This is a genomic window from Sphingomonas sp. S-NIH.Pt3_0716 (genome assembly GCF_003950715.1).
GTDB lineage: Bacteria > Pseudomonadota > Alphaproteobacteria > Sphingomonadales > Sphingomonadaceae > Sphingobium > Sphingobium yanoikuyae_A.
This window is the reverse complement of sequence record NZ_QLJK01000005.1, coordinates 139,360-163,030: the sequence shown is the minus strand read 5'-3', so window position 1 is coordinate 163,030 and position 23,671 is coordinate 139,360. Positions and strand designations below refer to the sequence as shown.

The following is a 23,671-nucleotide window of genomic DNA, read 5'->3' as shown; positions in this document are numbered from 1 at the left end:
GGTCAGTCGCCATTCGCCCCGACTGCGGGCCATGCCCGCCCCTTTCCGGGGGAAACCCCGATTGCTCCCAGCTTCCCGTCCCGGTCCAATCACCGGACGTCCAAGCGCGAAGGAGCCAGCCATGTCCGATCTGCTGCCGTCCTGGAACGACGGACGTGCCAAGGCCGCGATCCTGGATTTCGTCGCCCGCGTGACAGGCTCGGGACCGGAGCATGTCCCCGCCCCGCAGCGCATCGCCACCTTCGACAATGACGGCACGCTCTGGGCGGAACAGCCACTTCAGACCCAGTTCCTGTTCGGCCGCATGCTGCGCGCAAAGCTGATCGAACAGGAACCGGAACTCGCGCAGCAACAGCCTTTCAAGGCCTATGTCGAACAGGACATGCCGGCCATGAAGGCGCTGGGGAAGCTAGGGCTGCTGGAGGTTGCCGCCCGTGAGCATGCGGGCGCGACCGAAGAGGAATTTGACAGGATTGCACGCGACTGGCTCGCCACCGCACATCATCCCCTGCTCGACCGGCCCTTCACCCGGTGCGTCTATCGCCCGCAGATCGAATTGCTGGATTTCCTGCGCGCCCATGATTTCAAGACCTATATCGTCTCGGGCGGCGGGCTCGACCTGATGCGCGCCTTCGCCGAAGACGTCTATGGCATTCCGCCCGAACAGGTGATCGGCTCCAGCCTTCGCACCCGGTTCGAAATCGACGGTGATGGCGTCGCGCAACTTGTCAAGCTGCCCGAACTCCACTGTTTCGACGACCGCGAGGCGAAAGCGCAGAATATCGCCCTTCATATCGGCCGTCGCCCGATCCTGGCCTTCGGCAATTCGGACGGCGACCTCGCCATGCTCCGCTATGTGAAGACCGGATCAGGGCCACGGCTGGCGCTGCTGCTGCATCATGACGATGCCGCTCGGGAATTTGCCTATGATCGGGATTTCTTCCTGAGTCCCTTGGCCGAGGCGCTGGACAAGGCCCCGGATTATGGCCTGACCCTGGTCAGCATGAAGCAGGACTGGAACAGCATCTTCGTCTGATCCGCGGACCGCGCCACCTTCAGACAACCGGCCGTGGCACTCCGCACGCTGGCGCGCCTATGACCGCCTTATGGTCCATCTCCTTCCCTTCACCCCCGATCATTTCTCCACCCTGTCGGGCTGGTTTGGCAGCGACGCGGATGTCGTTCAGTGGGGCGGGCCCTATGTCCATTTCCCGCTGTCCGACGAGCAGATGACGGCGATGCTGGACGAAGGACGCAGCGATCCGCCCGCACGGCTGTGCTGGATGGCGCAGGACGGCGATCTACTGGTCGGCCATGTCCAGATCGCCTTCGACTGGCGCAACGGCAATGCCACGCTGGGCCGGGTCGCGATCGCGCCCGATGCGCGGGGCCGGGGTCTGGCGGTGCCGATGCTGCGTGTTGCGCTCGCCAGCGCCTTTGCCTTCGACGCCGTCGAGCGGCTGGAACTCAATGTCTATGCCTGGAACCGGCCCGCCATCCGCAGCTATGAGCGGCTGGGCTTCGTGACCGAAGGCTTCCGCCTGTCCTCCGTCCGGGTCGGCGATGCGCGATGGGATACCGCGATCATGCGGATGCTGCGATCCGAATGGACGGACAGCACGCCAGCCTGAACCCAAACAAAAAGGGCCGACGCCTTTCGGTGCCGACCCTTTTCCTATTTCTGCCTGTTGCGATCAGGCGACCGGGCCAAGACCCTTGATCGCATCATCGACCAGCGCCTTGTCAGCCTTGGCATCATGGCCCTCGGCAATCAGGGCGGCGGCAGCGCCGGTAGCGGCCTTCACCGCCTTGGCACGAATATCGGCCAGTGCGCTGCGCTCAGCCGCACCGATCTTGTCTTCCGCCATCTTCTGGCGACGGGCGACCAGATCGGCAGCCTGCACCTTGGCATCGGACAGAAGCGTTTCGGCTTCATGCTCGGCCGACTTGCGCATGGCGTCGGCTTCGCCAGCCGCAGCGGCCAGCTTGGCTTCATATTCGCCCTTGAGCGCTTCGGCTTCGGCACGAAGCTTCGATGCTTCGGCCAGCTGTTCCTTGATCTGGGCGATCCGGCCGTCCAGCACGCCGCCGATCAGGCTGGGCACCTTCTTGATCAGCAGGATGACGATGAACACCGCCATCGCCAGGCTGACCCAGGCTGTCGCGTCCATGCCGACCGCCTTGGGATCGGTATGCGGCGCGACGCCTTCATGCGCCACGGTGCCAACCGGCTCCATGCCTTCGGCATGGATTGCCTGATTGAGGTGCGGGGCCTGCGCCTCGCTATGCTCTACTGCTGCCTCAGCCATGAGCCAGTGCCGCCTTTACTGCGTTGCGGGCCGCTTCGTCCGACGCTTCCACGCCGGAAATCCGGACGACCATGTCGCGCGCCGCATCGGCGGCGACGGTTTCAATCTGTGCCATGGCGGCATCCGTGGCGGTCTTGATCCGGGCTTCGGCAGCGCCGATCTTGTCCTGGATCTCCGCATCGGCGGCGGCCAGCTTCGCTTCCGAAGCCTTGGCGGCATCCGCCTTCGCCTTGGCCAGCGTCGCCTGGGCGGCGGTGCGGCTTTCGGCATCACGGACGCGATAGTCCGCTTCCGCTTCATCGGCGCGGGCGAAGGCTGCCTTGGCAGCATCGAGATCACCCGAAATCTTCGCGTCGCGCGCGTCGGCCGTCGCCTGCACCTTGGGCACCATGCCGCGGCCGATGACGAAGAAGACGAAGCCGAACGTCAGCAGCAGCCAGAAGATCTGGGAAGCATAGGTATCGGCGATTTGCGCGATTTGAGGCATTTTTATCCGTCCGAAAAGGGGGCGGTCGTCAAGGGGCAGGCAGCCAGGCTGCCCGCCCCGTCGATCTTTAGGCCACGAAGACCAGGATCATGGCGATAACGAACGCCAGCAGACCCAGAAGTTCGGCGGCGGCGAAGCCGATGAACAGGCGGCCCTGCTGGCCGTCAGCGGCACCCGGATTGCGCAGCGCGCCTTCGAGGAACGAGCTGAAGACGTTGCCCACACCGAGGGCGGCAATGCCCGCACCGATCGCGGCCAGGCCAGCACCGAGCAGCTTTGCGGCTTCTGCGTCCATGTTCTAAACTCCTTTTTCTAAACCAATTAAGCGTTGAAGAATGTACGAAAACTCAGTGCAGGTTTTCGGCGTCGTTGATGTAGACCGAGGTCAGCAGCGCAAACACATAGGCCTGGATCACGGCGACCAGCACTTCGAGTGCGCTGATACCGACCATCAGCACGAAGCTGGCGGCACCGACGGTCAGACCGAAACCGGGGCCAGCATTCGAGCTGTTGATGACGAAGCCGGCCAGCACCTTGAGCAACACGTGTCCGGCGGTCATCGCCACGAACAGTCGCAGGCCCAGGCTGAACGGACGCACCATGAACGAGATCAGCTCGATCGGAAAAATGACCGGGATCATCGGCAGGGGCGTGCCGTGCGGCACGAACAGGGAGAAGAAGTGCAGCCCATGCTTCCAGAAGCCAACGATCAGCACGATCGAGAAGCTCATGATCGCCAGCACGCCGGTGGCGGTGAAGTGGCTGGTGAAGGTGAAGGGGTGGACCCCGACCAGACCCAGCGGCAGCAAGCCCAGAAGGTTGGCCATCAGGATGAACATGAAGAGCGAGAAGACATAGGGAATGTACTTCTTGCCGCCCTCGCCCACGTTCGAGATCAGCAGGTTCTTGATGAAGCCGGTGAAATATTCGACCGCCATCTGCCAACGACCGGGCACCAGTTCGCGCTTCATGCCGCCGATCACGAAGATCCACAGCACCACCGCAGCAGCGACCATATAGAGCGCGCTGTTGGTGAAGGCGATGTTGAAGCCGCCGATGGACAGGTGATCGGTACCGAACAGCGGTTCGATCGCAAACTGATGCATCGGATCGATTTTGCCGGATTCTGCCACTTGGACCCCTGTACCGTCTAATATTCGGACTAAGACAAAAGCGCCCCTATTGATCGGAACGCTTCGTCGTCGTCAATCTGATGATGTTCCTGAACGCCGCCACGATCCCGAGACCGAGGAAGACAAGCAGGAGCCATGGGGATGTGCCGAGCAGCCGGTCGAGAACCCAGCCGATCAACGCACCACCGACAAGACCACCGATCAGCTCTGCGAGAACCCTGTTGCCCAGACGCGAACCATCGTCCGCCTGCTGCACCTTCGTCCCCTGTCTGACCTGCTCGGCATGTTCCGCCTGCGCAATTCTCGCTTCCAGTGAAGCAATCCGCGCATCTTCCCCCGCCGGGTCCTGCCCGGATTCACCCGCAACCATTGCCAATCCTTCCATCAGGCTGAAACCCAATGGCAGGCGGCATGGCGCTTGCGGCTGCACCCGTCAAGGCGCGGCCCGTTTAGAAAGGGGATGACGGATAGTCAACTATACTTGGGCAGGAGATTATCCTGCCCAGACGAACTGGCGGTCAAAGTCCGCCAGCCACGCGCGTTTTACTGGCCTGCGGTGGCGCAATAGGCCGGCAAAGAGATCGCCCCGGCGCCCTTGGTCTGCCAGGCACCACCGCCGACGCGATAGACCTGCCCCGGCTTCACCCGGCTGCTGAGCGTCTGACAGCCGGTTGCGGCCGCCACATCCTGCACCGTCACGCCGCGCTTGCCGGCCAGATCGGTATAGACGGCGCGGCGCTTGATGTTGATCGATTCGACCTCGGCCCGTACATCCGCGCCCACCGTGCCGGCGATACCCAGATAGCCATCGGCCTGCTCGCCCACCGTGCCGGCGGCGATCGCGGCGGCCGCACCACCCTGGGCCTGCGCGGCGCCGGCCAGAACTAGGCCGCCCAGCACAGCGGCGGCCAGCATGAACTTGCGTGTCATTGCGGGAACAACTCCGGGTTATTGTTGATCAGATCCTGCGCGTCCTTTTCCAGTTTTACGACGACTTCCTGCTGGATCTTAACGTTGAGGTTGATCTCGATCGGCTTTTCCGGCGCCTTGACCTGAATGCATCCGCCCAGGGCCATGACGGTCAGTCCCGCCATAATGATCTCTATCTTTTTCATTTCGGCTCCGTATTTCGCACAGTCTCGCTTGCCACAGGCTGAACCGCAAGACCTGATTGCAAATCGCGGGCGCTTTGCGCGCGCATCTTTTCCTGCGTTTCCTCAGCCACCCTGTCACGGACCGCCTGCGTCGGATCAGTATAATATTGGGCGTTGCGCATCAGCCCTCGGAAAGGCGCGGCAATGCGAACATTGAAGATGAAGGGCAAGCCCACGAAATTGCCGGCCAGCCCTCGCGGCACGCCGCCCAATTGGCCCCGGTTGACGCCGTTGAACACCACATTGGTCACCATCTCGCCATCCAGTGCGCCATCCATCAGGATGGTGAGGCATTTATATTGCAGATCCTTCAGCGCGTCGAAGGCGACCTTGCCCATAACTCCGACTTGTTCGTTCGACACTGGCCCCACATAGGACAGCACGCCGGACTGGCGCGTGGGATCACAGGGGATGCTAGGCAGCACCCCCTCGGGCATGATCAGCGGTGCCATGCCCTGCTGCCGCGCGACCAGCACGCCGCCGGCAACCCGCCCGCCCTGCGCATTGAAGATCAGCGGCATGATGCCGTCGAACGTGCCGGTCGCCGACACATTCTTGAGGTCCATCGCCTGGATGAAGGCGCCAGCGTCGAGGCCGATGACCCTGAAGGTCAGATAGCGGTCGACATCAGCACCAAAGTCCATGGTCGTGGGCAGAAGCACCAGTTCACCGCCCGAAAAGGGAAAGCCGCCGCCCTCGATATGCACCTTCTGCCCGGCACCCAGGCGATAGCGCACCGTACCATTGCGTGCCTCGACACCCGGATTGACCAGCGCGATTCGCGCCTCCTGTCCGGTCGGCGTCACCATGTTGAGCAGGTCGGAGAAGCGGATTTCGCCAGACAGTCCCTCGACCGGGCCGAATGCCGCCGCCAGATTCAGCCGATCGGTCCGGAAGACGCCATCGCTGCTGACATCGGAACCGGTCCAGCGAATATGCCCCTCGCCGGTCACGCGGCCAGCGACATTGGCGATCACGCCGAGCGTCAACGGCGTCAGTTCCTCCGGCTGCAATCCCGCCCCGAAGCCAAGGTCCGGCACGGTCAGGTCGGCATGCCCCTTCCCGCTGCCCAGGTCGTGCGCAATATCGGCGCGCGCCACCGTGGCGCCCTTGCCCGGCACCTGCAGCGTGCCGGTCGCGGTGATTCGGCTATCCTTCATCGCCAGGGCAAAGTCAGGCACGGACAGCGGGTTGAAGCGCACTGAAGGCTGCGCATCGCGCACCTGCATCGCCGCCTTGAGCGACAGCGCCCCCTTGGCAAAGGCCCAGCCGCCCGCCCCCTGTTCGACGATCAGTGGCACGGTGCCAATCCGTCCGCCCGCGCCCTTGATGTCGCCGGCAAAACCATCCTTCGTCGCCGCACCGGTGACGCTCATCGCAGACAGGCGCACCGGCGCATCCTCCGGGCCGATGGCGAAATCGGCGTTGCCCAGGGTGAAACCGGTCTGGCCCAATATCAGACGGGCATTGTCCGCCTTGAGCCGCATCGGGCTGTCACCGCCTCGCCCGTTCAGCGCGACATTGCGAAGCTCCGCACCGCCCTTCATACCGCCCGGCCCCATGGCGAAGAGCGCCGAATTGGGCAGCGGGCAGAGTGTCTGCCGGGTCTGCCCCAGCGCGAAGCTGCCATAGCGCGCTTCCAGCAGGGTCAGTGGCGCGCAATGTTCGTTGATCGCGATCGCGCCATTAGACGCCAGCCGGCCATCGATCGGCAGGCCAAGACCGCGAACAGCCCCATCGGGCAGCGGCCCATCCAGCCGCAACGCGGTCGTGAAGCGCGTGTCGCCCTTCGGCCCGGCAACGAATCGGACAGGCTCGAACGCCAGCCGGGCGCCGTCGGCCGTATAGGGATCGATGAACAGCTGCCCGCCAAAACCGCCGCCGGCGCGGCGGGCCAGTCGGAGCGCCGCCTTGGGCAAGCCGCCGCCCTGCGACGTGATCGCGCCGTCCAGCGCCCAATCGATCGCTGCGCCGCCCTTGCCCGGCCAGGCCAGCGTCACCCGACCATCGCGCGCCACGGCCACCTGCGCGCCGCTGCGCGCTGCAAATTCGGTATCGGTCAGGACCAGACTGCCGGCATCGCCCTTCTGCGCCAGCGCCACCCGCGCCCGCAGCAGATTATCCGCCCCGGCCCGCCGGGCTGCATCCGCCAACCGCAGGGCCAGCGGCGCCACCGGCGTGCCAGCCGTCGACGTGCGCAAAGCCGCCAGCGGATCACGCCCGGCCATCCGCCCGTTCCGCGCGGTCAGATCACCGCTGAAGGTCGCATCACCGCCGCGCAGCGTCCAGTCACCGGCCAGTTCGGTTGGCCCCGCCAGCACGCCGGCACCGGAAAAGGCGCGCGCGCCGATCCGCGCCCGTCCGGCCATGGCCTGGGCCGAACCGTCGAACTCAATCCGACCGACAGGGGCCGCCAGCAACATGCCCTGCGCCTTGAGCGCCTCGCCCGCCAGCTTGGCCGATCCGTTCCAGCGGTCCAGCCCCTGGCCCAGCCACAGATCGATCTCGGCCGTCGGCGCAGCCATCGCCATGTCCGCGCAGGCAAGCGCATCGCCCTTGATCGGCCCGCGCAGGTGCGGCCGGCCGTCCACCATCGCCACATCCAGCCAGGCGCTGGCCCTGGCCACGCCACAGCCGGCCATCCGTGCCCTGGGCATGGCAGCGGCCAGCTTGCCGCGGAAACCCGATTTCAGATTGCCATTGCCATCGATCTGCATGCCGACCGCACCCGCATCGGTATCCAGCCGCAACTGCGCGTCGCGCAGATGAAGCAGCAGGTCAGGCATGGCGAAGGGCGCGGCCGAATCAGGATCGCGAAACTTGTCCAGTTCGCCCAGCGTCAGCACGCCGTCGCGATAGGCGCCGCGCATCCGCACACCACCGGCGCGAACCGCCGCCACCTGCGGCGTCACGCCGGAAAAGGCGATGTCGACCTCCACCCAGCGGGCGGTCAGGTCCGGCCGTGCCGGATCGCCCAGCACGACATTCTCGATCCGCTGGGTGCGCAGGCCCACCTGCGTCAGGTCATAATTGGCCTGAACCCCGCGCCGGTTGAGTTCGCGATTGACGAAATTCTCGGCGATCGGCGCGCGCTGCGTCCACAGCGCGACCAGCACCAGGCCGAGCGAACCCGTCCCGACACCCAGCCAGCGCAGCCAGCCCCGGCGAATTTCGGCTTCGCCGTTCTCGTCTTCCATCTGCCTGGCCAACCCCGACTTTCGCTCGCACTTCAGGTCCGTAACGCATCCATAACGTCCGACCCATTGGAAATATCCACCCCTGAAATAGCCTTGCCCACGAAATCCGCAAAGCCTAGCCTTCATTTGCCGGGGAATGGGGGATCGCCAGCATGACCGAAAAGGACGAACGCGCGAGCCAGGATGGTGCCGGTCATCGCGCCCGCCTGCGCCAGCGACTGGCCGAAGGCGGCGACGGGCTGCTCGACCATGAACTGATCGAATATCTGCTCGCCCTTGCCATCCCCCGCCGCGACACCAAGCCGCTGGCTCGGCTGCTGCTGCGCGAATTTGGCGGGATCGGCGGATTGATGGCGGCCGATTGGCAGGCAATCGCACGGGTGGCCGGCATGGGCGACACCAGCGTCGCCGCGATCAAGATCGTTCAGGCCACCGCGCTGCGGATGCTGCGCAACGATGTGGCGGAACGACCGGTGCTGGGCAGTTGGCAGGCGCTGCTCGACTATCTGCGCGCCGACATGGCCTATCTCCATGTCGAACGCGTGCGGGTGCTGCATCTCAACAGCCGCAACATGCTGATCCGCGACGAGAATATGGGCGACGGATCGATCGACCAGGCGGCCATATATACGCGTGAGGTTATCAAGCGAGCCATGGAACTGGGATCGGCAGCCCTGATCCTGGTCCATAACCACCCGTCGGGCGATCCGTCGCCCAGCAAGCAGGATATCGAGATCACCCGCCAGATCGTCGAGGCCGGCAAGCGACTGGGCATCAGCGTCCATGACCATATCATCATCGGCGCACAGGGGCATAGCAGCCTGCGCGCGCAGGGACTATTATAGCGTCAGGCGCCCTCGATCAGTTCGGACGGCCAGCCGATCCGCACCAGCAGTCCATCCGGCCCGTTGATCCCGACCTCATACAGCCCCCATTCGCGATGGCGCAAAATGCCGCCCGGCCGGATGACCAGATCATCGACCAGCGCCGCGATCGCCGCCACATCGGGCGTGCGCAGATAGACGCCAAAAGGATTATGCGCCGGCACGTCCCAGGGCGGTGCGCCGGCCTGGGCCAGATGCACCTCACACCCCCACCCTTCCATGATATGATAATGATGATCGCCGCCGACCCGCGCGAAGCCCAGCCTTTCCCAGAAGGCCAGCGCAATGGCGACGTCATTGCTGGGCACGATCGCGAAGGCGCCAACACCTGGAATTGCCGTCATGGCCAATCTCTCCCCTGGCCCCGCCATGGTCACATAACAAAAAGCCCCCGCCATGCTTGCGCGTGGCGGGGGCTTTTTCAATCAGCGTGGCGCCGTTCAGCCGCCAAAACCGAAGTTCAGGAATTCGGGCACCGGACCGTTCCAGCCATCGTCCGGACCATCATCGGGTTCCTGACGGCGGCTATGCGGCGCTGGCCGTGCAGCCGGCGCGTCGCGGCGGTCGTCACGACGATCATCCCGCTTGTCGCTGCGCCGGTCATCCTTGCGCTCGGGCTTGCGGCGCGCGTCGCGGCCACCGGAACGCTCATTGTCGCGCTCCTCGCGATCGGCCTTGCGCGGCTCTTCCTTCGCGCGCGGCGCAGGCGCAGCCGCGACCGGCGTTTCGACATAATCGATCTTGGTGCCGATCAGCTTCTGGATATTGTCGATCGCCTCGGCATCCTCGGCCGCAACGAAGGTATAGGCGACACCCTTGGCGCCCGCGCGGCCGGTACGACCGATGCGGTGGACATAGTCATCGGGATGCCAGGGCGCGTCGAAATTGAAGACATGGCTGACGCCCTTGATGTCGAGGCCGCGCGCCGCGACGTCCGACGCCACCAGGATGTTGACGCTGCCATCGCGGAACCGCTCCAGTTCGGCGATGCGCGATGCCTGGTCGATATCGCCATGGATCTCGCCCGACTTGAAGCCGTGACGCTGCAGGCTCTTGTTCAATTCGCGCACCGTGGTCTTGCGGTTGCAGAAGATCACCGCGCTCTGCACGTCTTCTGCTTCCAGCATCGCCCGCAGCGCTTCACGCTTCTTGCGCGAATCGACCTTCACCAGTCGCTGGGTGATGTTGGTCGACGCCGTTGCCGGGCGCGCCACCTCGATCGACTTGGGATTGTCGAGGAAACGATCGGCCAGCTTCTTGATGACCGGCGGCATCGTGGCAGAGAAGAGAAGTGTCTGGCGCTGCGCCGGCAGCTTGGTGCAGATTTCCTCGATATCCGGGATGAAGCCCATGTCGAGCATGCGGTCGGCTTCGTCGATCACCAGCATGTTGCAGCCGTTGAGCAGGATCTTGCCACGCTGGAACAGGTCCATCAGGCGGCCCGGCGTCGCGATCAGAACGTCGACGCCCTTTTCCAGCGCCTTGATCTGGTCGCCCATCTGCACGCCGCCGATCAGCAGCGCCATGGAGAGCTTGTGATATTTGCCGTATTTCTCGAAATTCTCGGCCACCTGGGCGGCGAGTTCGCGCGTCGGCTCCAGGATCAGACTGCGTGGCATCAGCGCACGGGCGCGGCCATGCGCCAGGATGTCGATCATCGGCAGCACGAAGCTGGCGGTCTTGCCTGTGCCCGTCTGCGCGATGCCGATGATATCCTTCATCATCAGCACCGGCGGGATCGCCTGCGCCTGGATCGGCGTGGGCGTGTCGTAACCCGCCTCGGTTACGGCCTTGAGCAATTCGTCGGAGAGGCCGAGATCGGCAAAAGTCATTCAAATGTCCGGGACAGGAGGTTGGCCGTCCTGCGCGTCCGCACGACGGAAATCGCGCGCGACTTGCGAAAATATCGCCATCTTGTCAAGGAAATCGCGCAACATGCTGGGCAAACCAGCCGTTTTTCTGCCGATCAATCCTCGGCGTCCGCTTCCACCAGCCGCCTGAAGCTATCGATCCCGCAACTTGCGCCACTGCGCGCCTGCAACTCGTCCCGCCCCGAACAGAGCGATCCATCCTCGTCCGGTTCGACATAGAAGCCTGAATAGAAGCTGGCGGAATCACATCCCCGCTCCAGCCGCGCGCGATAGCGATGCTTGTCCGCCAGGATCAGGTCGACCCCGTTGGACACCACGATGCTGGCCCCGCGAATCGATCGCAGCGCCACACAGCGCGGCCCCTTCTTCTCTTCCCAGCGCTCGTCGCTCTTGGGCACGACTCGCGTCGGCGCCCGCCCCTTGGCCATCGGAACACGAATGATCACGCGCTGCTCGATCGTCAGTTGCGCCCATTGCACCGGGTCGGCAGCAGGCGCTGCAAGCAGCATCAGGATGGTATGAACCAAGCGGAACCCCTTTTGGGAGTGGCAAGCTATCGGCCAACGGTTGAACCGTCGATGAATTCCGGGGCATAGCATGTCCCATGACAGAACAAGCCATAATCGCACAGGATGCCATCGATCGCTTCGTCGCCCTGCTCGGCCCCAAGGGCGTCATTACCGATGCCGACGATATCGCCCCCTGGGTCAGCGACTGGCGCGGCCGCTATCATGGAAAGGCCCGCGCGATCCTGTCGCCGGCCACGACGCGCGAAGTGGCCGACTGCGTTGCGCTGGCGGCGGAACTGGGCATTGCCCTCGTCCCCCAGGGCGGCAACACGTCGATGGTCGGCGGCGCGACACCGCCAGCCGACGGATCGGCGCTGATCCTCTCGCTGCGCCGCATGAACCAAATCCGCAGCCTGTCGGCCGACGACAATCTGGCAGTATGTGAGGCCGGGGTCATCCTTTCCAATCTGCACGACGCCGCCGAAGCCGCCGGCCGTCGCTTTCCACTCAGCCTGGGCGCCAAGGGATCGGCCACGATCGGCGGCCTCACTTCGACCAATGCCGGCGGTACCCAGGTGCTGCGCCACGGCACGATGCGCGCGTTGGTCGAGGGGATCGAGGCAGTGCTGCCCGACGGCAGCATCTTCGACGGGCTGGACGCGCTCAAGAAGGATAATCGCGGCTATGACATCAAACAGTTGCTGATCGGTGCGGAGGGCACGCTGGGCGTCATCACCGCGGCCGCCCTGCGGCTGGTGCCCGCCATCGCCGCCCGCGCGGTTGGCTGGGTCGGCGTGCAGACACCCGCCGATGCCCTCGCCCTGCTGCGTCTGGTCGAAGGCGAACTGGGTGACAGCGTCGAGGGGTTCGAGGTGATTGCCGACGATGGCCTTGGCCATGTCCTGTCCCATATTCCCGGCACGCGCTGCCCGATCGAGACCCGCACGCCCTGGCATGTGCTGATCGAGGTCGACCATGGCGACATGCGCGAGCCCGGTCCGACCGAGCGGCTGGAAGGTGCGCTCGGCCTGGCGCTGGAACGCGGCATCGCCGTCGACGCCGCCATTGCCGCCAGCGAAGCGCAGGCAGAGGCCTTCTGGCGCATCCGCGAATCCCTGTCGGAATCCGAAAAGGCACAGGGAGCCGCGCTGCAATATGATATCAGCGTGCCAGTGCCGCGCATGCCCGCCTTCATGGTCGAGGCCGCCGCCGCCGCCGAAGCCGCCTTCCCCGGCACGACCGCCTCCTCCTTCGGCCATCTCGGCGATGGCAATGTCCATTTCCATGTCCGCGCGCCCAGGGGCACCAGCGACGGTCCGGCGTGGATCGCCGCACAGGGCCAGGCGATCAATGCCTTCGTCCATGACGCAGTGGTCGCCGCAGGCGGCTCCATCTCGGCCGAACATGGCATCGGCCAGATGAAGCGCGCCGAACTCGGACGCCTCGCCAGCCCGGCCCGCATCCATGCCCTGCGTGCGATAAAGACAGCCTTCGATCCGGGCGGTATCATGAACCCCGACAAGCTCATCCCTCGCCCCGACGAGGGTTGAATGCAGCATATCCACAAAGCGATTGCCTAGCGGGATAGCTCCGATTATCCCGTCACACCCATATTCGGATCAGCGACGCAAGCCTTGCGCGCTTTCTAACAGGACGGAACAACATCATGGCCAGCGCGCCCGCGAACAGCCTTCCCATCTTCTACAACGACCTGATCCCGCTCAGCACCGTCGATCATGCCGATTATCGCACCCAGCCGGTCGATGCTGCTCCGTTCCTGGTAACCCAGCATGCCGTGCCGCTGACCATCGACGAATTCGTCTCGGCCCAGCGCTTCGTGCCGATCATCTTCTCGGCTGGTCAGGATTCGGTGCCGCTCGCGCTGATGGGCCTCAATGAAGGCGTGAACGTCTTCGTCGATGACGAAGGCAAGCTGCGCGGCCCGGCCTATGTCCCGGCCTATGTCCGCCGTTACCCCTGGATGCTGGCCAAGCTGCGTCCCGACAGCGACGAACTCTCGCTCTGCTTCGATCCGACCAGCAAGGCGATCGGCACCGAAGGCGACGGCCCGGTCCTGTTCGAAAATGGCCAGCCAACCGACGTGACCAAGGGCATCCTGAAGTTCTGCGAGGATTTCGAGCAGGCAGCCGCCCGCACCGGCCAGTTCATGAAGGATCTGGCCGAGATGGACCTGCTGATGGACGGCGAAGTCGCGATCCAAACCCCGAACAACGAACAGCCCTTCGTCTATCGCGGCTTCCGCATGGTGAACGAGGAAAAGCTGCGCGACCTGCGCGGTGACCAGCTGCGCAAGATCAACCAGAACGGCCTGCTGCCGCTGATCCACGCCCATCTCTTCTCGCTGCAGCTGATGCGCGAGATCTTTGAAGGCCAGGTCAGCCAGGGCAAGGGCCCGATCGCTGTACCGGCCGCACCGGTGCCAGCAGACGCCTAAAGTCCGATCAACTCCGTTAATCGCAAATATATCGGGACAGGGCGGGGCTTGCTCTTGAAAGCAGCCGCGCCCTGCCCTATTTCTATTGCATGCGATGCGCCTGCCCCCCTTTCGGGCGCGTCGTATAGGGCGCCTCCCCCTTGGAGGCGTCTCCTCCCTGAACCTGGCCACCCCGTGCATCGCATGGGGTGGTTTTTTATGGGCTGCAGTCAGCGTAGGTCGCCGGAAATTTTCGCTGCTTTCGCTTGACGCCATCGCCAGCCCTGCCTAAAGGCACGCCCCTGCCTGTCGCCCATGCGACATACGGCCCCTTCGTCTAGCGGTTAGGACGCGGCCCTCTCACGGCTGAAACACGGGTTCGATTCCCGTAGGGGTCACCATTTCGGCGATTTTCCGCAGATTTGCGAGAAACTCCGGCAGGTACGCCCATATCACGAGGTCAGGCGGTCCATTTAGGCGGTCCATATGAGCACTCGATTGCTCTCCCCCTTAAGGCGCAAAAACTCCTCGCAATATCGGTTCCGCATGGTCGTACCGCCCCATTATCGGGGGTAGGTCGGCAAGGCAGAAATCAAGCAGTCACTCTGCACGGACGACCTCGGCGAAGCCCGACGACTGGGCACTGCTCGCCAACATGACTGGCTGAAAAAGTTCGAACTGATCGAGCTTGGACTCAAGGCACGGGACACGCTTGCCGGCACGGATACGATCGATGGCTATCTAACAGACTGTCCGTCGAGTTGGGCAGTATGGACAAAGCCATTTCTCACGAACGCGATGGGATCGCTCTGGCTGAAACAGACCATCTGAAATGCCCTATGACGGAGGAATTGGGTCTTCAGTCCGGTGATAGCCATCCTCTGGCGGGCAGTCCCTACCCTGCCTATCGCCACCCATAGATGCAGCCGCTCATCCATTCACGGCACAATGCGACGACCGCGATGCGGAAAGGCGCAGCTTCCGGCAAGGGTGTACGAGGACTGGGCCGCCAAGCAGCCCGCTTCGGCGCGAAAGCGTTGCGATGAATGGCGCGTTTCGATCCGTCGTTTCGCCAAACTATTCGGCGACATCGATGTCGCCGATGTCTACCGGGACATGGTCATCGATTTTCGCGAGGCGATGGCACGGCTGCCAACGCGGCCGAAGAAGCATGTGGCATGCTTGCCGCTGCTGGATCAGATCCGGCCGGGCCTACATGACGCTGGTTCGTTCGGCGCATAAATTTCTGGTCCATCGGATGCTGCAAAATCTTAAGCGGCATCTCGATGATGCGGACGCGATCCGAGAGCCCGAATCGGCCTCCCTACTCGCCACGACCGAGATGCGCTGCTGAACCGCCTCATGGCCGACGTTTGCGCCGCGCGAGGTCGGGACGTTATTCGGTCTCCTCGACCGTCGACGCATGCTGGAGGGTGAGAGGCGGCAGTTGAATACCCAGCGCGTTGAGAGTGCCAGCGCAGTGAACCACGGTGAGCGTAAGCATGGCGTCGCGATGGAATGATTTCGTATAGCTCAGTACCCGCTGCGCCTGCGCCAGCCAGGCCAACAGCGAAAGCTCATCACGGCCGAGCCAGCTAGTGCCGGGCACATTGACCCGCATGCCTGCGCGGTGCGCCAGATCACGAAGTCGACCAAATTGCGCCTCATAGAGGAACAGGGCTCGATCGTCGGTCTGGTCTCCCCGCAGCATGCGGATGACGCGCTGTTCGATAAACGAACGGCGCTTGAGCGCCATCGCCGTTCGACGCGGCGATCCTCGGGCGATTGTTGTCAATGCGACACTCTCCCAATGAGGGTTTTCAGGCCCAATGAGGGTTTTCAGGACATGAAAAACTCTACGGGGACCACCAGTTCGATGCTGTCGCCCTTCACCTCTTCAGGCGGTCTGGGCAACGGCGAGGCCCGCTTGGGCAGGCTGAGAGCCTCGTCGTCGAGGGAGCGGACGCCCGAGGACCGCTCCAGCCGGACAGACAAGACCTTGCCATCGCGGTTCATGACGAAGCGGATATAGGGCACGCCCTGCTGGCGCCGGAACACCGCCTCCCGCGGATAGCGCTTCACCTTGTTGAGCGCGCCCAGCACGAGGCCTTCCCAACTGGGTTTGGCATCGCTGGCCTTCTGCGCGGGCGGTGCCGGCTTGGTTTCCGGCGCCGTGGTCTTCTCGATCGGCGGGCCGGGATCGATGACAGGCTTGGCCGCAACCAGCGTGACCGGATTCTGGCTTGGGATCTCGATTTCGGGAACCTCGATCCTGGGGCGATCGGGCTGCAGCTGCGCCTTTTCCTTCTGGACCTGTTCGGGGCCTGGGGACACCTGCCGCTGTGGTTCGGGCGGTGCGGCGGGAGCAGCAATATCGAACACGCTGAGCGCTGGCGTTGGCTTTGCTGCGGTATAGACCTGCCAGGACAAAAACAGGCCAGCGGCTATGACCATGGCGACGCAGCAAACCCCGCCCATTCCGAACAGTCGCGTCTGAAGGCTCATGGGCTGGTCCGCATAGCGACCCGATACCCCCCATTCTGACGCTGCTGATATCGCCCCCATCTCGACGAGGCCCGTCTGGCGGGCAGGATCGTCCGACGCATCATAGGCCAGAGGAGCCACCCGCGCGCTGCTGCGATTGACCGTCATGCTCTCATTTCCTCACCCAACGGGCTCGGTCGCTTGCCCTCGGCAGGCTGATCTCATCATGTTCGACGATCGCCTGATGGCCGGGCCCTACGTCGAACAGGACATAATAGGGGCCTTTGGGCCGCACAAAGGTCAGCGTGCCATCCTTGCCCAGTTTGCCGGCCAGCAGCCTCCTGTCGGCATGATCAATCACCTCAAGGCGCTCGCCCTGTGCTGTCTCCCCTTCGGCGTAGCCTCCCCGACACCGGACAGTCGCCGGGTCCAGCAACACACATTTGAGGATCGGTTCATGCGCCAGTACGGGCGTCGACAAGCCGCCGATGATGACGGCCAGCCCACAGGCGAGTGATCTCCTTCCGGCTGTCACTTTGTGTGCTCCTGATTGGCGAACCAGGTGACGGTCGCAGGCGAGACAGCGGCCATCGGCCAAGACGTCTGATGGACCGCGCCGTCCTTGCCCACGACCGTCATCCATAATTCACTCCTGGCGGTGAGATTGGAGGGCAACTGGATCTGTGTCGAACGCTCCCAGCGCGCACCCTCGAACGCGACGCCCGAAGCGCGCATGGCGCGTGGGCGATTGACCTTGAGGGTGACGCGCAGGATCTGGTTGTCGCAGCTTTCGCAAAAGCGCAGGCGATAGGCTTTCATCGGCACATCCATGTCGACCAGTTCCGGGGCATCGCGGTCAGTCTCGGCAAAAGTGAAAGTCCAGGGGCCGACCTGACCATGTATCGCATCCTCGCGTTGCAATGGCTTGGTCTCCACCTGTGCGAAGGCAATGGCAAAGGCTGCAGCGGTCGAAGCCAGCAGAAGCCAGCCGATCCAGCGCCGGGATTGGCGGATCGGCTCTTCGGTCACCAGCGCGGTCTTCTTGCGCGGGCTACGCTCCGTGCTGGCCTTGACCGGCGGCTGCCACGGCCATTTCGGCAGGGCGAAGACGAGTGCGACCGCAGCGAGGCCAATCCATCCGGTCCATATGGCAATGCCGACTCCGGCCGTCACAAGCCCGGTGATGCCAAGCGCCAGTGCGCCTGCCAGTAGCGCCCAGCCACCAATCCGCGCGCCCAGCCGCCAATGCGGCGCGGGCACGATGCGCAGCAGATGTTTGGCATGGCGCTCCATGCCCACGGCCAGCGCCACGAAGCCAAGGAAGCTCAGCGCCAGCATGGCGAGATGCACGCCGCTCACGCTGCACCTCCCGCACCGAGCAGCCATGCCGCCGCGCTCAGCAATGCCGTGCCGCCCAGCACGACGCCCCAGATCCACCGCAGGCGACGGACATGGAAGGCCCAGATGACGAACCCCGCATAGAGCGCAAAGCTCAACATGGATGCGCTCAGCACCGCTTGCGCCTTGGGAAGCGGCCAGACGAGCGCGAGTAGCACGGTTGCGGCAGAGATCAGCGCGTAACCGCCCAGAAATGCACCTGCGACCCGCGATGCAACCGCCAGGCGGTAGCCAACGGAAACGGACTTGCTCCGGCTCATGCCTGCACCGCCCGCAGCACGGGTTGATGGGCAGTCGTCGCCGGCATGGACCGCAAACGCCGCTGCACCTTGCGAGCCGTGAAGGCGAAGGCACCGGCGAGGCCCAGCATGGTGAGATCGAACCCGGCGAACACCCAGTCGCCCTCGGCAAGCGAAATCGGCAGACCCCGCCCGGTCGTTAGCGCATTCAGCAGCGGCACGCAGGCGAAAGCGGCGCAGCTTGCCCAGAGCAGTTCAACCCACGCCCGACGCAGTGGACGGCCCAGCGCGTAGAACAACGTGCCCAGCCACAGCGCAAACAGGCTGTGATATTCCCAGGCCGCACGGTCCATCATCTCGATGGGCAGCAGGCGGTTGGCCCAGAAGAAGCCGGCTACCGCCAGCGGCAGGCCCGCAATCGTGGCGACGTTAAGGCTCTCGACCAGACGCACGCCGAACTGCTCCTGATGTCCGCGGTCTTCGTTCAGATGAAAGCGGCGCCGCTTGACCGACCACAGCACCAGTCCCGTACCGACCATCGCGCAGCCAAGCAGGCCAGACGCAAAATAGGCCCAGCGCCCCCAGATATCGGCGTAGAGGCCTTCATGCAGGTTGAATAGCACGCTCTGTGTCACGCCCGGCGCGCCGCTGGAGGCCGGCTCATCGGGCAGGCGCTGGCCGGTGTCGGCGTTGAACCGCATGGTTGCCGCATCATTGCGCCCAAGGCCCATCGGGACGTGGGTGATTTCCACTGCCGACACCTCGCCTTCCATCCGCTCGACGGTGATCCAGGCGATCTGGTCCATGCCCCACGCCTTGCCGGCCTGTGCGATCATGGGCGCGAGCGGTGCTGCCGGGCGGCCTATCGGCGCATGCCTATGCTCGCCGCCTTCGTACAGTTCATCATAATAGGCCCCGCTCGTTTCCGGGTCGGTGCCGTAGATCACGTCCTTGCCGGCGGGCATGTAGGCGAAGAGAAAGAAGACCAGCCCGCTATAGGTGATCATCAGGAAGAAGGGCAGCGCCATGACGCTGACCACATTATGCGCGTCCAGCCAGGAACGCTGGCCCTTGCCGGGGCGGAAGGTGAAGAAGTCCTTGAAGATCTTCTTGTGGGTGATGACCCCGCTGACGATCGCCAGCAGCATCAGCATCGTGGCCACGCCGACGATCCGGATCGCCCAGTCATAGGGCAGGTAATGCAGTGCGTAGTGCATGCGGTAGAGGCCGAAACCGCCCGCCGTCTCTCGCGGTTCGGGATCGGGCGGCAGGACGGCGCCGCTGGCCGGGTCAAGGCGCTCATTGCTGCTGGCGCCATAGTCATGCGTCCCGCTCGGCATTTCCTCCCAGCGGACGGAGAAATTCTGCCAGTCGCGGTCCCCCTGTTGCCGGTAGGGGAAGATGATCTGCCAACTCGCGGCGACCGGGGCGACTGTGGTCAATCGTTCGATGGCCCGGTCGGTCAGGATCGTGCGATCGACCTCGGCGGGCGCCACCGTGACCACCCGCTCGGGCTGCATCCAGCGGCTAATCTCCTGCTGGAAATAGCCCGCCGTGCCGGTCACGAAGACGAAGAACAGCAGCCAGCCTGCCACCAATCCAACCCAGGTGTGCAGCCAGGCCATCGACTGGCGGAATGCGTCTTTCATGCGATTGCTTTTCAATACCGTTTGGAGAGCGTCTGTCAGTTAGACGTTTGACCGCTGCGGATTTTCACATTTTCTCTCGCAACGTGAAACGGCCCATGCCCGCGCGTGGCTTGCCTGACCGAGCAAAGCAGCCTTTGGAGCGCGGCCTTCGCCGCTATGTCCCGCGCGAAACCTTCGACTGGGAATGTCGGAGGTTTCGCGCTGGTCATCGGCTCAGTAGGTTCCGCGCAGCGTGACCATGAAGTTGCGGGGATTGCCATAAGTCGCCGCGCTGCTGGTGGAGACGCGGTACGTCTTGTTTGCCAGATTATCGAGGTAGACACCCAGCGTCAGATGCCGGTTGATCTCGTAATCGGCACTGGCGCCGATCACGGCATAGCCCTTGCGCAAGTCCGAGTTACCGAACACGCGGACGCCGGCACCAAGGCGCAGCCCCTCCAGCGCATCAGGAAGCTGATAGGTGCTCCACACCCGCGCCGAATGCTTGGGTGCCCAGAGCAGGATCGGGCCGCCTTCGTCGTCTTCCTTGTTCTTGGTCACGTTGAACGTGTATCCGGCGGAAACCTGCCAGCTCTGCGTCAGCGCGCCTTTCAGTTCGGCGTCGAACCCCTTGCTGGTCTGAAGCTTCGCCACGCGCTGCATATAGGTGGTGCCATAGCCGGGGATGACGACCTGCCCCTGCGTTTCATCATTCACGTAGACGTTGTTCTTCTCGATGTAGAACACTGAAAAGGCCGCCTGCAATGCACCTCCGTTGAGGTCACCCTTGACGCCGCCCTCGAAGTTGCGGCCGGTGGTCGGCTTGTCCGAAAAGCTGATCTGCGTGGCATCCTCGTGCCACTGGCCGATCGGCACGATGTTCTGCATCGGCTCGAAGATTTCGGAGTAGCTGGCATAGGTCGTCCAGTCGGACGAGACGTCATAGGTGACGGCCGCGTAAGGCACGAACTTGCCGATCGTCTGGCCCCGGAAATTCTCGTTGCGGCTGTAGCGCCCACCGATAATCACCTTGACCGGATCGGCAATATGCATGCCCAGCGTGCCCCAGAAGCCGTAACGGCTCGTGACCCAGCCGTCTTCGCCATAGACGCTGCCCCATTCGCCATAGCCGCTCCAGGTCGATATTTCGGCAGCAGTCGGCTTGGCGTAGCGATAATAGGTCAGATAGTCTTCGACCGTCACGCCGGCGATACTGCCAATGGGGTTGGTCGAATTGGCGGCGCTGCGCGACCAGTTCGCGCCGACGGCAACGTCGTGCTGCCGGCCGAACAGGGTGAACTTGCCCTTCAAATTGGCGTCCGCCATCGTCTGGTTGGAATAGCCGTGCGACATCCAGCGCATGAAGAAACCGCTGGGGACTGCCGCATCGGAATTGATGCCGATGCCATAGTAGCCATAAAGCTCGTCGGAATCGACTTCGCTGCGGGTGAGGTTGACGGTCAGGTTCCAGTCGGGGCTGAAATCGTGGCTGGCCTTGGCGAAATATTGCAGGGTCTGCGCCTTGTCATAGGACCATTCGGGCATCCAGGAATCCCGCTTCGACAGGATCGGCAGATTCTCCGGCGTGCCGAGACTGCCCGAACGCCATGCCAATGTGCGTTCATATTTCTGCGTGTTCAGATCGTCATAGCTCAGGCCCGCCGACAGCGTTGTATGCGCGCCTGCGTCCCATTCAATGATGCCATAGCCGAACTTGTCCTTGGTATAGGCGCCGGTGAAATAGGAATCCGCGTCCTGCCAGCCCGCCACCACGCGCGCCCGCAATGTGCCCGAAGCATCGAGCGGCCCGCCCACGTCAAGCTCGGCGCGGTAATTGTCCCAGCTTCCCGCATAGGCGGCGAACTTGATCTGGCGCTTGGTCGTCGGGCGCTTGCGCACAAGGTTGACCGTGCCGCTGGCATCCCCGTTTCCCGAATAGAGCCCATCCGCACCGCGCATCACCTCGACATGGTCATAGGCGAGCAGATTGGGCAGGCCGACGCCGTTGATGATCGATTGCAGGCCGTCATGCATGCGCATGGGGCTGCCGCCGTCTATCGTCAGGTTCTGCATCAGAAAGCCGCGCGAATAGAATACGGGGGTACGGGCATTATAGGAGGCCACGTAGACGCCGGTCACCTGGTCGAGCGCGGCGGTCACGGTGGTGATGTCCTTGTCCTCGATCTCCTGCGCGGTCAGCACCGTGACGCTGCGGGGGATGTCGCGCAGGCGCTGCGCCGACTTGCCGCCGACCTGTGCATATTGTCCGGCAAGGGACTTCGTACCCTCGGTCATCGTCAGGGAAAGATCCGCGCCATCGGTGCCGTTGGCCGTCATGGTTGCAGTTGCGCCCTCGACCCTCACCGGCCCCAGCTGGACCGCCCCCTCAGCCGACCTGGGCGCTCTTTCGAGCGTATAGGAGCGCGCGCCACTCTGCCGGAAGGTGAGGCCTGTTCCGACCAGCAGGCGCGATAGCGCCTCGGCCGGGCCATAGCTGCCCTGAAGGCCCGGACTGGCGATGCCATTCGTCAGGTCTGCATCATAGATGATTTCGATATCGGCTGCCTCGCCAAGGCGGTTGAGCGCAACGGCCAGCGGCCCGGCAGGCACATTATAGCTGCGCCCCTGGGCATAGGCGCTCGTTGGCATGACGATCCCGGCGCCCAGCACGGTCGTCGCGAGCAACGTCGCCGGAATGACAGTGCGAAATCCCGCCACAGCAGCCTTGCCGGCCTCTACAATCTTCACGTGTTAACCCCCAAAATTCAGGCATCTGATATGAATGGCAATTCGCTAATGCGAAGCGCCTTCAAGAACATGACGTCTCAAATCTCGAAGTGAGAACCGGGGATCCGAATTTTTTTCAGGTTCAGCCGTGAATGAAAATCACCCGGTCGGTGAGACGGATGGACGCCAGCTTCAAGGATGCCTGGAGTGTGTCGAGCGCGGCGACGGGATTGTCGGTGCGGAAAATCCCGCTGACGCGCCGGTTGCCCAGATCGGTGCCGATGATGCCGATATATCCCGGATGATAGCGATTGAGTTCCGCCACCACGGCTCGCAGCGGCTGGTCCACGAAGACAAGCCGTTTGCGGGTCCAGGCGGAGACCGCATTTGCATCGACGATGCGAACGGAACCAACGCCGGTCCTGTCATATCTGACGGACTGCCCTTCTTTCACGATCGCGATGGAGGCCGCGGCGCCCGGCGCTGCCACGCGAACGCTATGCAGGGTAACGGTAACCTGCGTCCTGTCGGCATGACGATCGACGATGAACCGCGTGCCCAGCGCCGTGGTCGATCCGCCTTTCGCTTCGACCGAGAATGGGCGCCGGGGATCGCGCGCCACCGAAAAGGCGGCTTCGCCTTTCAGCACATGCACGATCCGGCGATCCGGCTGGTAATCGATGGATATGGCGCTGTCGGTATTGAGCTGGACCTGCGATCCATCGGCTAGGGTCATGGTGCGCTGTTCGCCCGTCGCCGTCATCGCATCGGACCGCAGCGCTGTCGGCCAGTCCCCGATCGCGCCCGCGACAAGGAGGGCGACGCTGGCCGCGACGGCGGGCGCAATCCATTTTCTTTTGCCTTCCGGTCGGCCGACCGGCGGATAGCCCGGCAATGGCGGCTCGCTGAGCCTGCGCTGCGTCACTTCCGAACGAATGGCCGGATGCCCCATGAAGCGCCACGCCGCACGGGCCTTTTCAAAGGCCGGCGGGTGACGGGGATCGCTGCCCAGCCATTGTTCCAGGGCCGCAATGCCATCATCGCTCAGGCCGGCATCCTGTTCGATCGCCCAGCGCATCGCGGCATCCTCGATCGGATCCGGAGCATCGTCGTCAGCGCCCATAGTGCATTCCGATCGCTTCTCCCGCCTCAACCATGGAAATTTCACACTCTCCATAATCATTGACGTTCGAAAGCGGCATCCGGACACTCCGCAA

The 23,671-nt window shown here is 63.8% G+C and carries 25 protein-coding genes and 1 tRNA gene; 7 read left to right on the top strand and 19 right to left on the bottom strand.

Going from position 1 to position 23,671, the window contains the following annotated elements; all coding sequences use genetic code 11:
- Positions 1-121: 121 nt before the first annotated feature.
- Complete coding sequence (locus BRX37_RS05670; protein WP_125985862.1) at positions 122-1,036, top strand: HAD family hydrolase; 915 nt, start codon at positions 122-124, stop codon at positions 1,034-1,036.
- Positions 1,037-1,106: 70 nt separating this feature from the next.
- Positions 1,107-1,631, top strand: a complete 525-nt coding sequence (locus BRX37_RS05665; RefSeq protein ID WP_125985861.1) for a GNAT family N-acetyltransferase — start codon at positions 1,107-1,109, stop codon at positions 1,629-1,631.
- A 63-nt stretch (positions 1,632-1,694) separates the two neighbouring features.
- On the opposite strand, the gene BRX37_RS05660 is transcribed toward BRX37_RS05665, so the two are convergent.
- The 8 genes from BRX37_RS05660 to BRX37_RS05625 all read right to left on the bottom strand — a co-directional run bounded on the left by BRX37_RS05660 (position 1,695) and on the right by BRX37_RS05625 (position 8,280).
- A complete protein-coding gene (locus tag BRX37_RS05660; protein WP_004207390.1) occupies positions 1,695-2,309 on the bottom strand; it encodes a F0F1 ATP synthase subunit B family protein in 615 nt (204 codons plus the stop codon).
- A complete protein-coding gene (locus BRX37_RS05655; protein WP_004207391.1) occupies positions 2,302-2,796 on the bottom strand; it encodes a F0F1 ATP synthase subunit B family protein in 495 nt (164 codons plus the stop codon). Before BRX37_RS05655 ends, BRX37_RS05660 begins: the two co-directional genes overlap by 8 nt.
- Before the next feature lie 67 nt (positions 2,797-2,863).
- Positions 2,864-3,091, bottom strand: coding sequence for a F0F1 ATP synthase subunit C (locus tag BRX37_RS05650; protein ID WP_004207392.1), 228 nt, complete (start codon positions 3,089-3,091; stop codon positions 2,864-2,866).
- Between the two features lie 52 nt (positions 3,092-3,143).
- Positions 3,144-3,929 carry a F0F1 ATP synthase subunit A gene (locus BRX37_RS05645; RefSeq protein WP_017503282.1) on the bottom strand — a complete coding sequence of 262 codons (786 nt, stop codon included), beginning with the start codon at positions 3,927-3,929 and terminating at the stop codon, positions 3,144-3,146.
- A 46-nt stretch (positions 3,930-3,975) separates the two neighbouring features.
- Positions 3,976-4,299 carry an AtpZ/AtpI family protein gene (locus BRX37_RS05640; protein WP_004207394.1) on the bottom strand — a complete coding sequence of 108 codons (324 nt, stop codon included), beginning with the start codon at positions 4,297-4,299 and terminating at the stop codon, positions 3,976-3,978.
- 173 nt (positions 4,300-4,472) lie between these two features.
- On the bottom strand, positions 4,473-4,859 hold the full coding sequence (locus BRX37_RS05635; protein ID WP_004207395.1) for a YdbL family probable chaperone protein: 387 nt from the start codon (positions 4,857-4,859) through the stop codon (positions 4,473-4,475).
- The gene (locus tag BRX37_RS05630) at positions 4,856-5,044 is read right to left on the bottom strand and encodes a YnbE family lipoprotein (RefSeq protein ID WP_029547729.1); all 189 of its coding nucleotides are present in this window, start codon (positions 5,042-5,044) and stop codon (positions 4,856-4,858) included. Before BRX37_RS05630 ends, BRX37_RS05635 begins: the two co-directional genes overlap by 4 nt.
- Positions 5,041-8,280, bottom strand: a complete 3,240-nt coding sequence (locus BRX37_RS05625) for an intermembrane phospholipid transport protein YdbH family protein (RefSeq protein ID WP_125985860.1) — start codon at positions 8,278-8,280, stop codon at positions 5,041-5,043. Before BRX37_RS05625 ends, BRX37_RS05630 begins: the two co-directional genes overlap by 4 nt.
- A 152-nt stretch (positions 8,281-8,432) precedes the next feature.
- Here BRX37_RS05625 and radC point away from each other — a divergent pair, with 152 nt between their 5' ends.
- Positions 8,433-9,125: a RadC family protein gene (gene radC / locus BRX37_RS05620; RefSeq protein ID WP_125985859.1), complete on the top strand. Its 693-nt coding sequence runs from the start codon at positions 8,433-8,435 to the stop codon at positions 9,123-9,125.
- A gap of 2 nt (positions 9,126-9,127) precedes the next feature.
- Here radC and BRX37_RS05615 read toward each other — a convergent pair whose 3' ends face one another.
- The 3 genes from BRX37_RS05615 to BRX37_RS05605 form a co-directional block, all read right to left on the bottom strand.
- Positions 9,128-9,508, bottom strand: coding sequence for a VOC family protein (locus tag BRX37_RS05615; RefSeq protein WP_125985858.1), 381 nt, complete (start codon positions 9,506-9,508; stop codon positions 9,128-9,130).
- Positions 9,509-9,604: 96 nt separating this feature from the next.
- Positions 9,605-10,996: a DEAD/DEAH box helicase gene (locus tag BRX37_RS05610; protein ID WP_125985857.1), complete on the bottom strand. Its 1,392-nt coding sequence runs from the start codon at positions 10,994-10,996 to the stop codon at positions 9,605-9,607.
- A gap of 134 nt (positions 10,997-11,130) precedes the next feature.
- Positions 11,131-11,562: a hypothetical protein gene (locus BRX37_RS05605; RefSeq protein WP_004207401.1), complete on the bottom strand. Its 432-nt coding sequence runs from the start codon at positions 11,560-11,562 to the stop codon at positions 11,131-11,133.
- A gap of 77 nt (positions 11,563-11,639) precedes the next feature.
- Here BRX37_RS05605 and BRX37_RS05600 point away from each other — a divergent pair, with 77 nt between their 5' ends.
- The 4 genes from BRX37_RS05600 (at position 11,640) to BRX37_RS05585 (ending at position 15,220) form a co-directional block, all read left to right on the top strand.
- Complete coding sequence (locus BRX37_RS05600; protein WP_125985856.1) at positions 11,640-13,094, top strand: FAD-binding oxidoreductase; 1,455 nt, start codon at positions 11,640-11,642, stop codon at positions 13,092-13,094.
- Between the two features lie 116 nt (positions 13,095-13,210).
- Positions 13,211-13,999, top strand: coding sequence for a SapC family protein (locus BRX37_RS05595; protein WP_125985855.1), 789 nt, complete (start codon positions 13,211-13,213; stop codon positions 13,997-13,999).
- A 305-nt stretch (positions 14,000-14,304) separates the two neighbouring features.
- A tRNA-Glu gene (locus BRX37_RS05590) sits at positions 14,305-14,379 on the top strand.
- Between the two features lie 589 nt (positions 14,380-14,968).
- Complete coding sequence (locus BRX37_RS05585; protein WP_097383458.1) at positions 14,969-15,220, top strand: hypothetical protein; 252 nt, start codon at positions 14,969-14,971, stop codon at positions 15,218-15,220.
- A gap of 154 nt (positions 15,221-15,374) precedes the next feature.
- Here BRX37_RS05585 and BRX37_RS05580 read toward each other — a convergent pair whose 3' ends face one another.
- The 8 genes from BRX37_RS05580 to BRX37_RS05545 all read right to left on the bottom strand — a co-directional run bounded on the left by BRX37_RS05580 (position 15,375) and on the right by BRX37_RS05545 (position 23,577).
- On the bottom strand, positions 15,375-15,734 hold the full coding sequence (locus BRX37_RS05580; protein ID WP_037512581.1) for a hypothetical protein: 360 nt from the start codon (positions 15,732-15,734) through the stop codon (positions 15,375-15,377).
- A gap of 83 nt (positions 15,735-15,817) precedes the next feature.
- The gene (locus BRX37_RS05575) at positions 15,818-16,630 is read right to left on the bottom strand and encodes an energy transducer TonB family protein (protein WP_125985854.1); all 813 of its coding nucleotides are present in this window, start codon (positions 16,628-16,630) and stop codon (positions 15,818-15,820) included.
- 4 nt (positions 16,631-16,634) lie between these two features.
- The gene (locus tag BRX37_RS05570) at positions 16,635-16,997 is read right to left on the bottom strand and encodes a hypothetical protein (protein ID WP_125985853.1); all 363 of its coding nucleotides are present in this window, start codon (positions 16,995-16,997) and stop codon (positions 16,635-16,637) included.
- Entirely contained in the window at positions 16,994-17,821 is an 828-nt protein-coding gene (locus BRX37_RS05565) for a DUF3325 domain-containing protein (protein ID WP_125985852.1), read from the bottom strand. The genes BRX37_RS05570 and BRX37_RS05565 overlap by 4 nt, the downstream gene beginning before the upstream one ends.
- Positions 17,818-18,120 (bottom strand): hypothetical protein, encoded by a 303-nt coding sequence (locus BRX37_RS05560; RefSeq protein ID WP_037512675.1) that lies wholly within the window; start codon positions 18,118-18,120, stop codon positions 17,818-17,820. Before BRX37_RS05560 ends, BRX37_RS05565 begins: the two co-directional genes overlap by 4 nt.
- Positions 18,117-19,748, bottom strand: coding sequence for a PepSY-associated TM helix domain-containing protein (locus BRX37_RS05555; protein WP_125985851.1), 1,632 nt, complete (start codon positions 19,746-19,748; stop codon positions 18,117-18,119). Before BRX37_RS05555 ends, BRX37_RS05560 begins: the two co-directional genes overlap by 4 nt.
- Positions 19,749-19,961: 213 nt before the next feature.
- The gene (locus tag BRX37_RS05550) at positions 19,962-22,475 is read right to left on the bottom strand and encodes a TonB-dependent siderophore receptor (protein ID WP_125985850.1); all 2,514 of its coding nucleotides are present in this window, start codon (positions 22,473-22,475) and stop codon (positions 19,962-19,964) included.
- A gap of 121 nt (positions 22,476-22,596) precedes the next feature.
- Entirely contained in the window at positions 22,597-23,577 is a 981-nt protein-coding gene (locus tag BRX37_RS05545; protein WP_164522419.1) for a FecR family protein, read from the bottom strand.
- Positions 23,578-23,671: the final 94 nt, after the last annotated feature.

What these genes read in the sequence shown, in the direction of transcription:
- BRX37_RS05555 (WP_125985851.1), bottom strand. Translation starts at nt 19,748, where the DNA reads ATGAAAGACGCATTCCGCCAGTCGATGGCCTGGCTGCACACCTGGGTT.
- BRX37_RS05640 (WP_004207394.1), bottom strand. Translation starts at nt 4,299, where the DNA reads ATGGTTGCGGGTGAATCCGGGCAGGACCCGGCGGGGGAAGATGCGCGG.
- BRX37_RS05595 (WP_125985855.1), top strand. Translation starts at nt 13,211, where the DNA reads ATGGCCAGCGCGCCCGCGAACAGCCTTCCCATCTTCTACAACGACCTG.
- BRX37_RS05630 (WP_029547729.1), bottom strand. Translation starts at nt 5,044, where the DNA reads ATGAAAAAGATAGAGATCATTATGGCGGGACTGACCGTCATGGCCCTG.
- BRX37_RS05560 (WP_037512675.1), bottom strand. Translation starts at nt 18,120, where the DNA reads ATGAGCCGGAGCAAGTCCGTTTCCGTTGGCTACCGCCTGGCGGTTGCA.
- BRX37_RS05615 (WP_125985858.1), bottom strand. Translation starts at nt 9,508, where the DNA reads ATGACGGCAATTCCAGGTGTTGGCGCCTTCGCGATCGTGCCCAGCAAT.
- BRX37_RS05600 (WP_125985856.1), top strand. Translation starts at nt 11,640, where the DNA reads ATGACAGAACAAGCCATAATCGCACAGGATGCCATCGATCGCTTCGTC.
- radC (WP_125985859.1), top strand. Translation starts at nt 8,433, where the DNA reads ATGACCGAAAAGGACGAACGCGCGAGCCAGGATGGTGCCGGTCATCGC.
- BRX37_RS05610 (WP_125985857.1), bottom strand. Translation starts at nt 10,996, where the DNA reads ATGACTTTTGCCGATCTCGGCCTCTCCGACGAATTGCTCAAGGCCGTA.
- BRX37_RS05545 (WP_164522419.1), bottom strand. Translation starts at nt 23,577, where the DNA reads ATGGGCGCTGACGACGATGCTCCGGATCCGATCGAGGATGCCGCGATG.
- BRX37_RS05660 (WP_004207390.1), bottom strand. Translation starts at nt 2,309, where the DNA reads ATGGCTGAGGCAGCAGTAGAGCATAGCGAGGCGCAGGCCCCGCACCTC.
- BRX37_RS05580 (WP_037512581.1), bottom strand. Translation starts at nt 15,734, where the DNA reads ATGGCGCTCAAGCGCCGTTCGTTTATCGAACAGCGCGTCATCCGCATG.
- BRX37_RS05650 (WP_004207392.1), bottom strand. Translation starts at nt 3,091, where the DNA reads ATGGACGCAGAAGCCGCAAAGCTGCTCGGTGCTGGCCTGGCCGCGATC.
- BRX37_RS05635 (WP_004207395.1), bottom strand. Translation starts at nt 4,859, where the DNA reads ATGACACGCAAGTTCATGCTGGCCGCCGCTGTGCTGGGCGGCCTAGTT.
- BRX37_RS05665 (WP_125985861.1), top strand. Translation starts at nt 1,107, where the DNA reads ATGGTCCATCTCCTTCCCTTCACCCCCGATCATTTCTCCACCCTGTCG.
- BRX37_RS05670 (WP_125985862.1), top strand. Translation starts at nt 122, where the DNA reads ATGTCCGATCTGCTGCCGTCCTGGAACGACGGACGTGCCAAGGCCGCG.
- BRX37_RS05625 (WP_125985860.1), bottom strand. Translation starts at nt 8,280, where the DNA reads ATGGAAGACGAGAACGGCGAAGCCGAAATTCGCCGGGGCTGGCTGCGC.
- BRX37_RS05655 (WP_004207391.1), bottom strand. Translation starts at nt 2,796, where the DNA reads ATGCCTCAAATCGCGCAAATCGCCGATACCTATGCTTCCCAGATCTTC.
- BRX37_RS05575 (WP_125985854.1), bottom strand. Translation starts at nt 16,630, where the DNA reads ATGACGGTCAATCGCAGCAGCGCGCGGGTGGCTCCTCTGGCCTATGAT.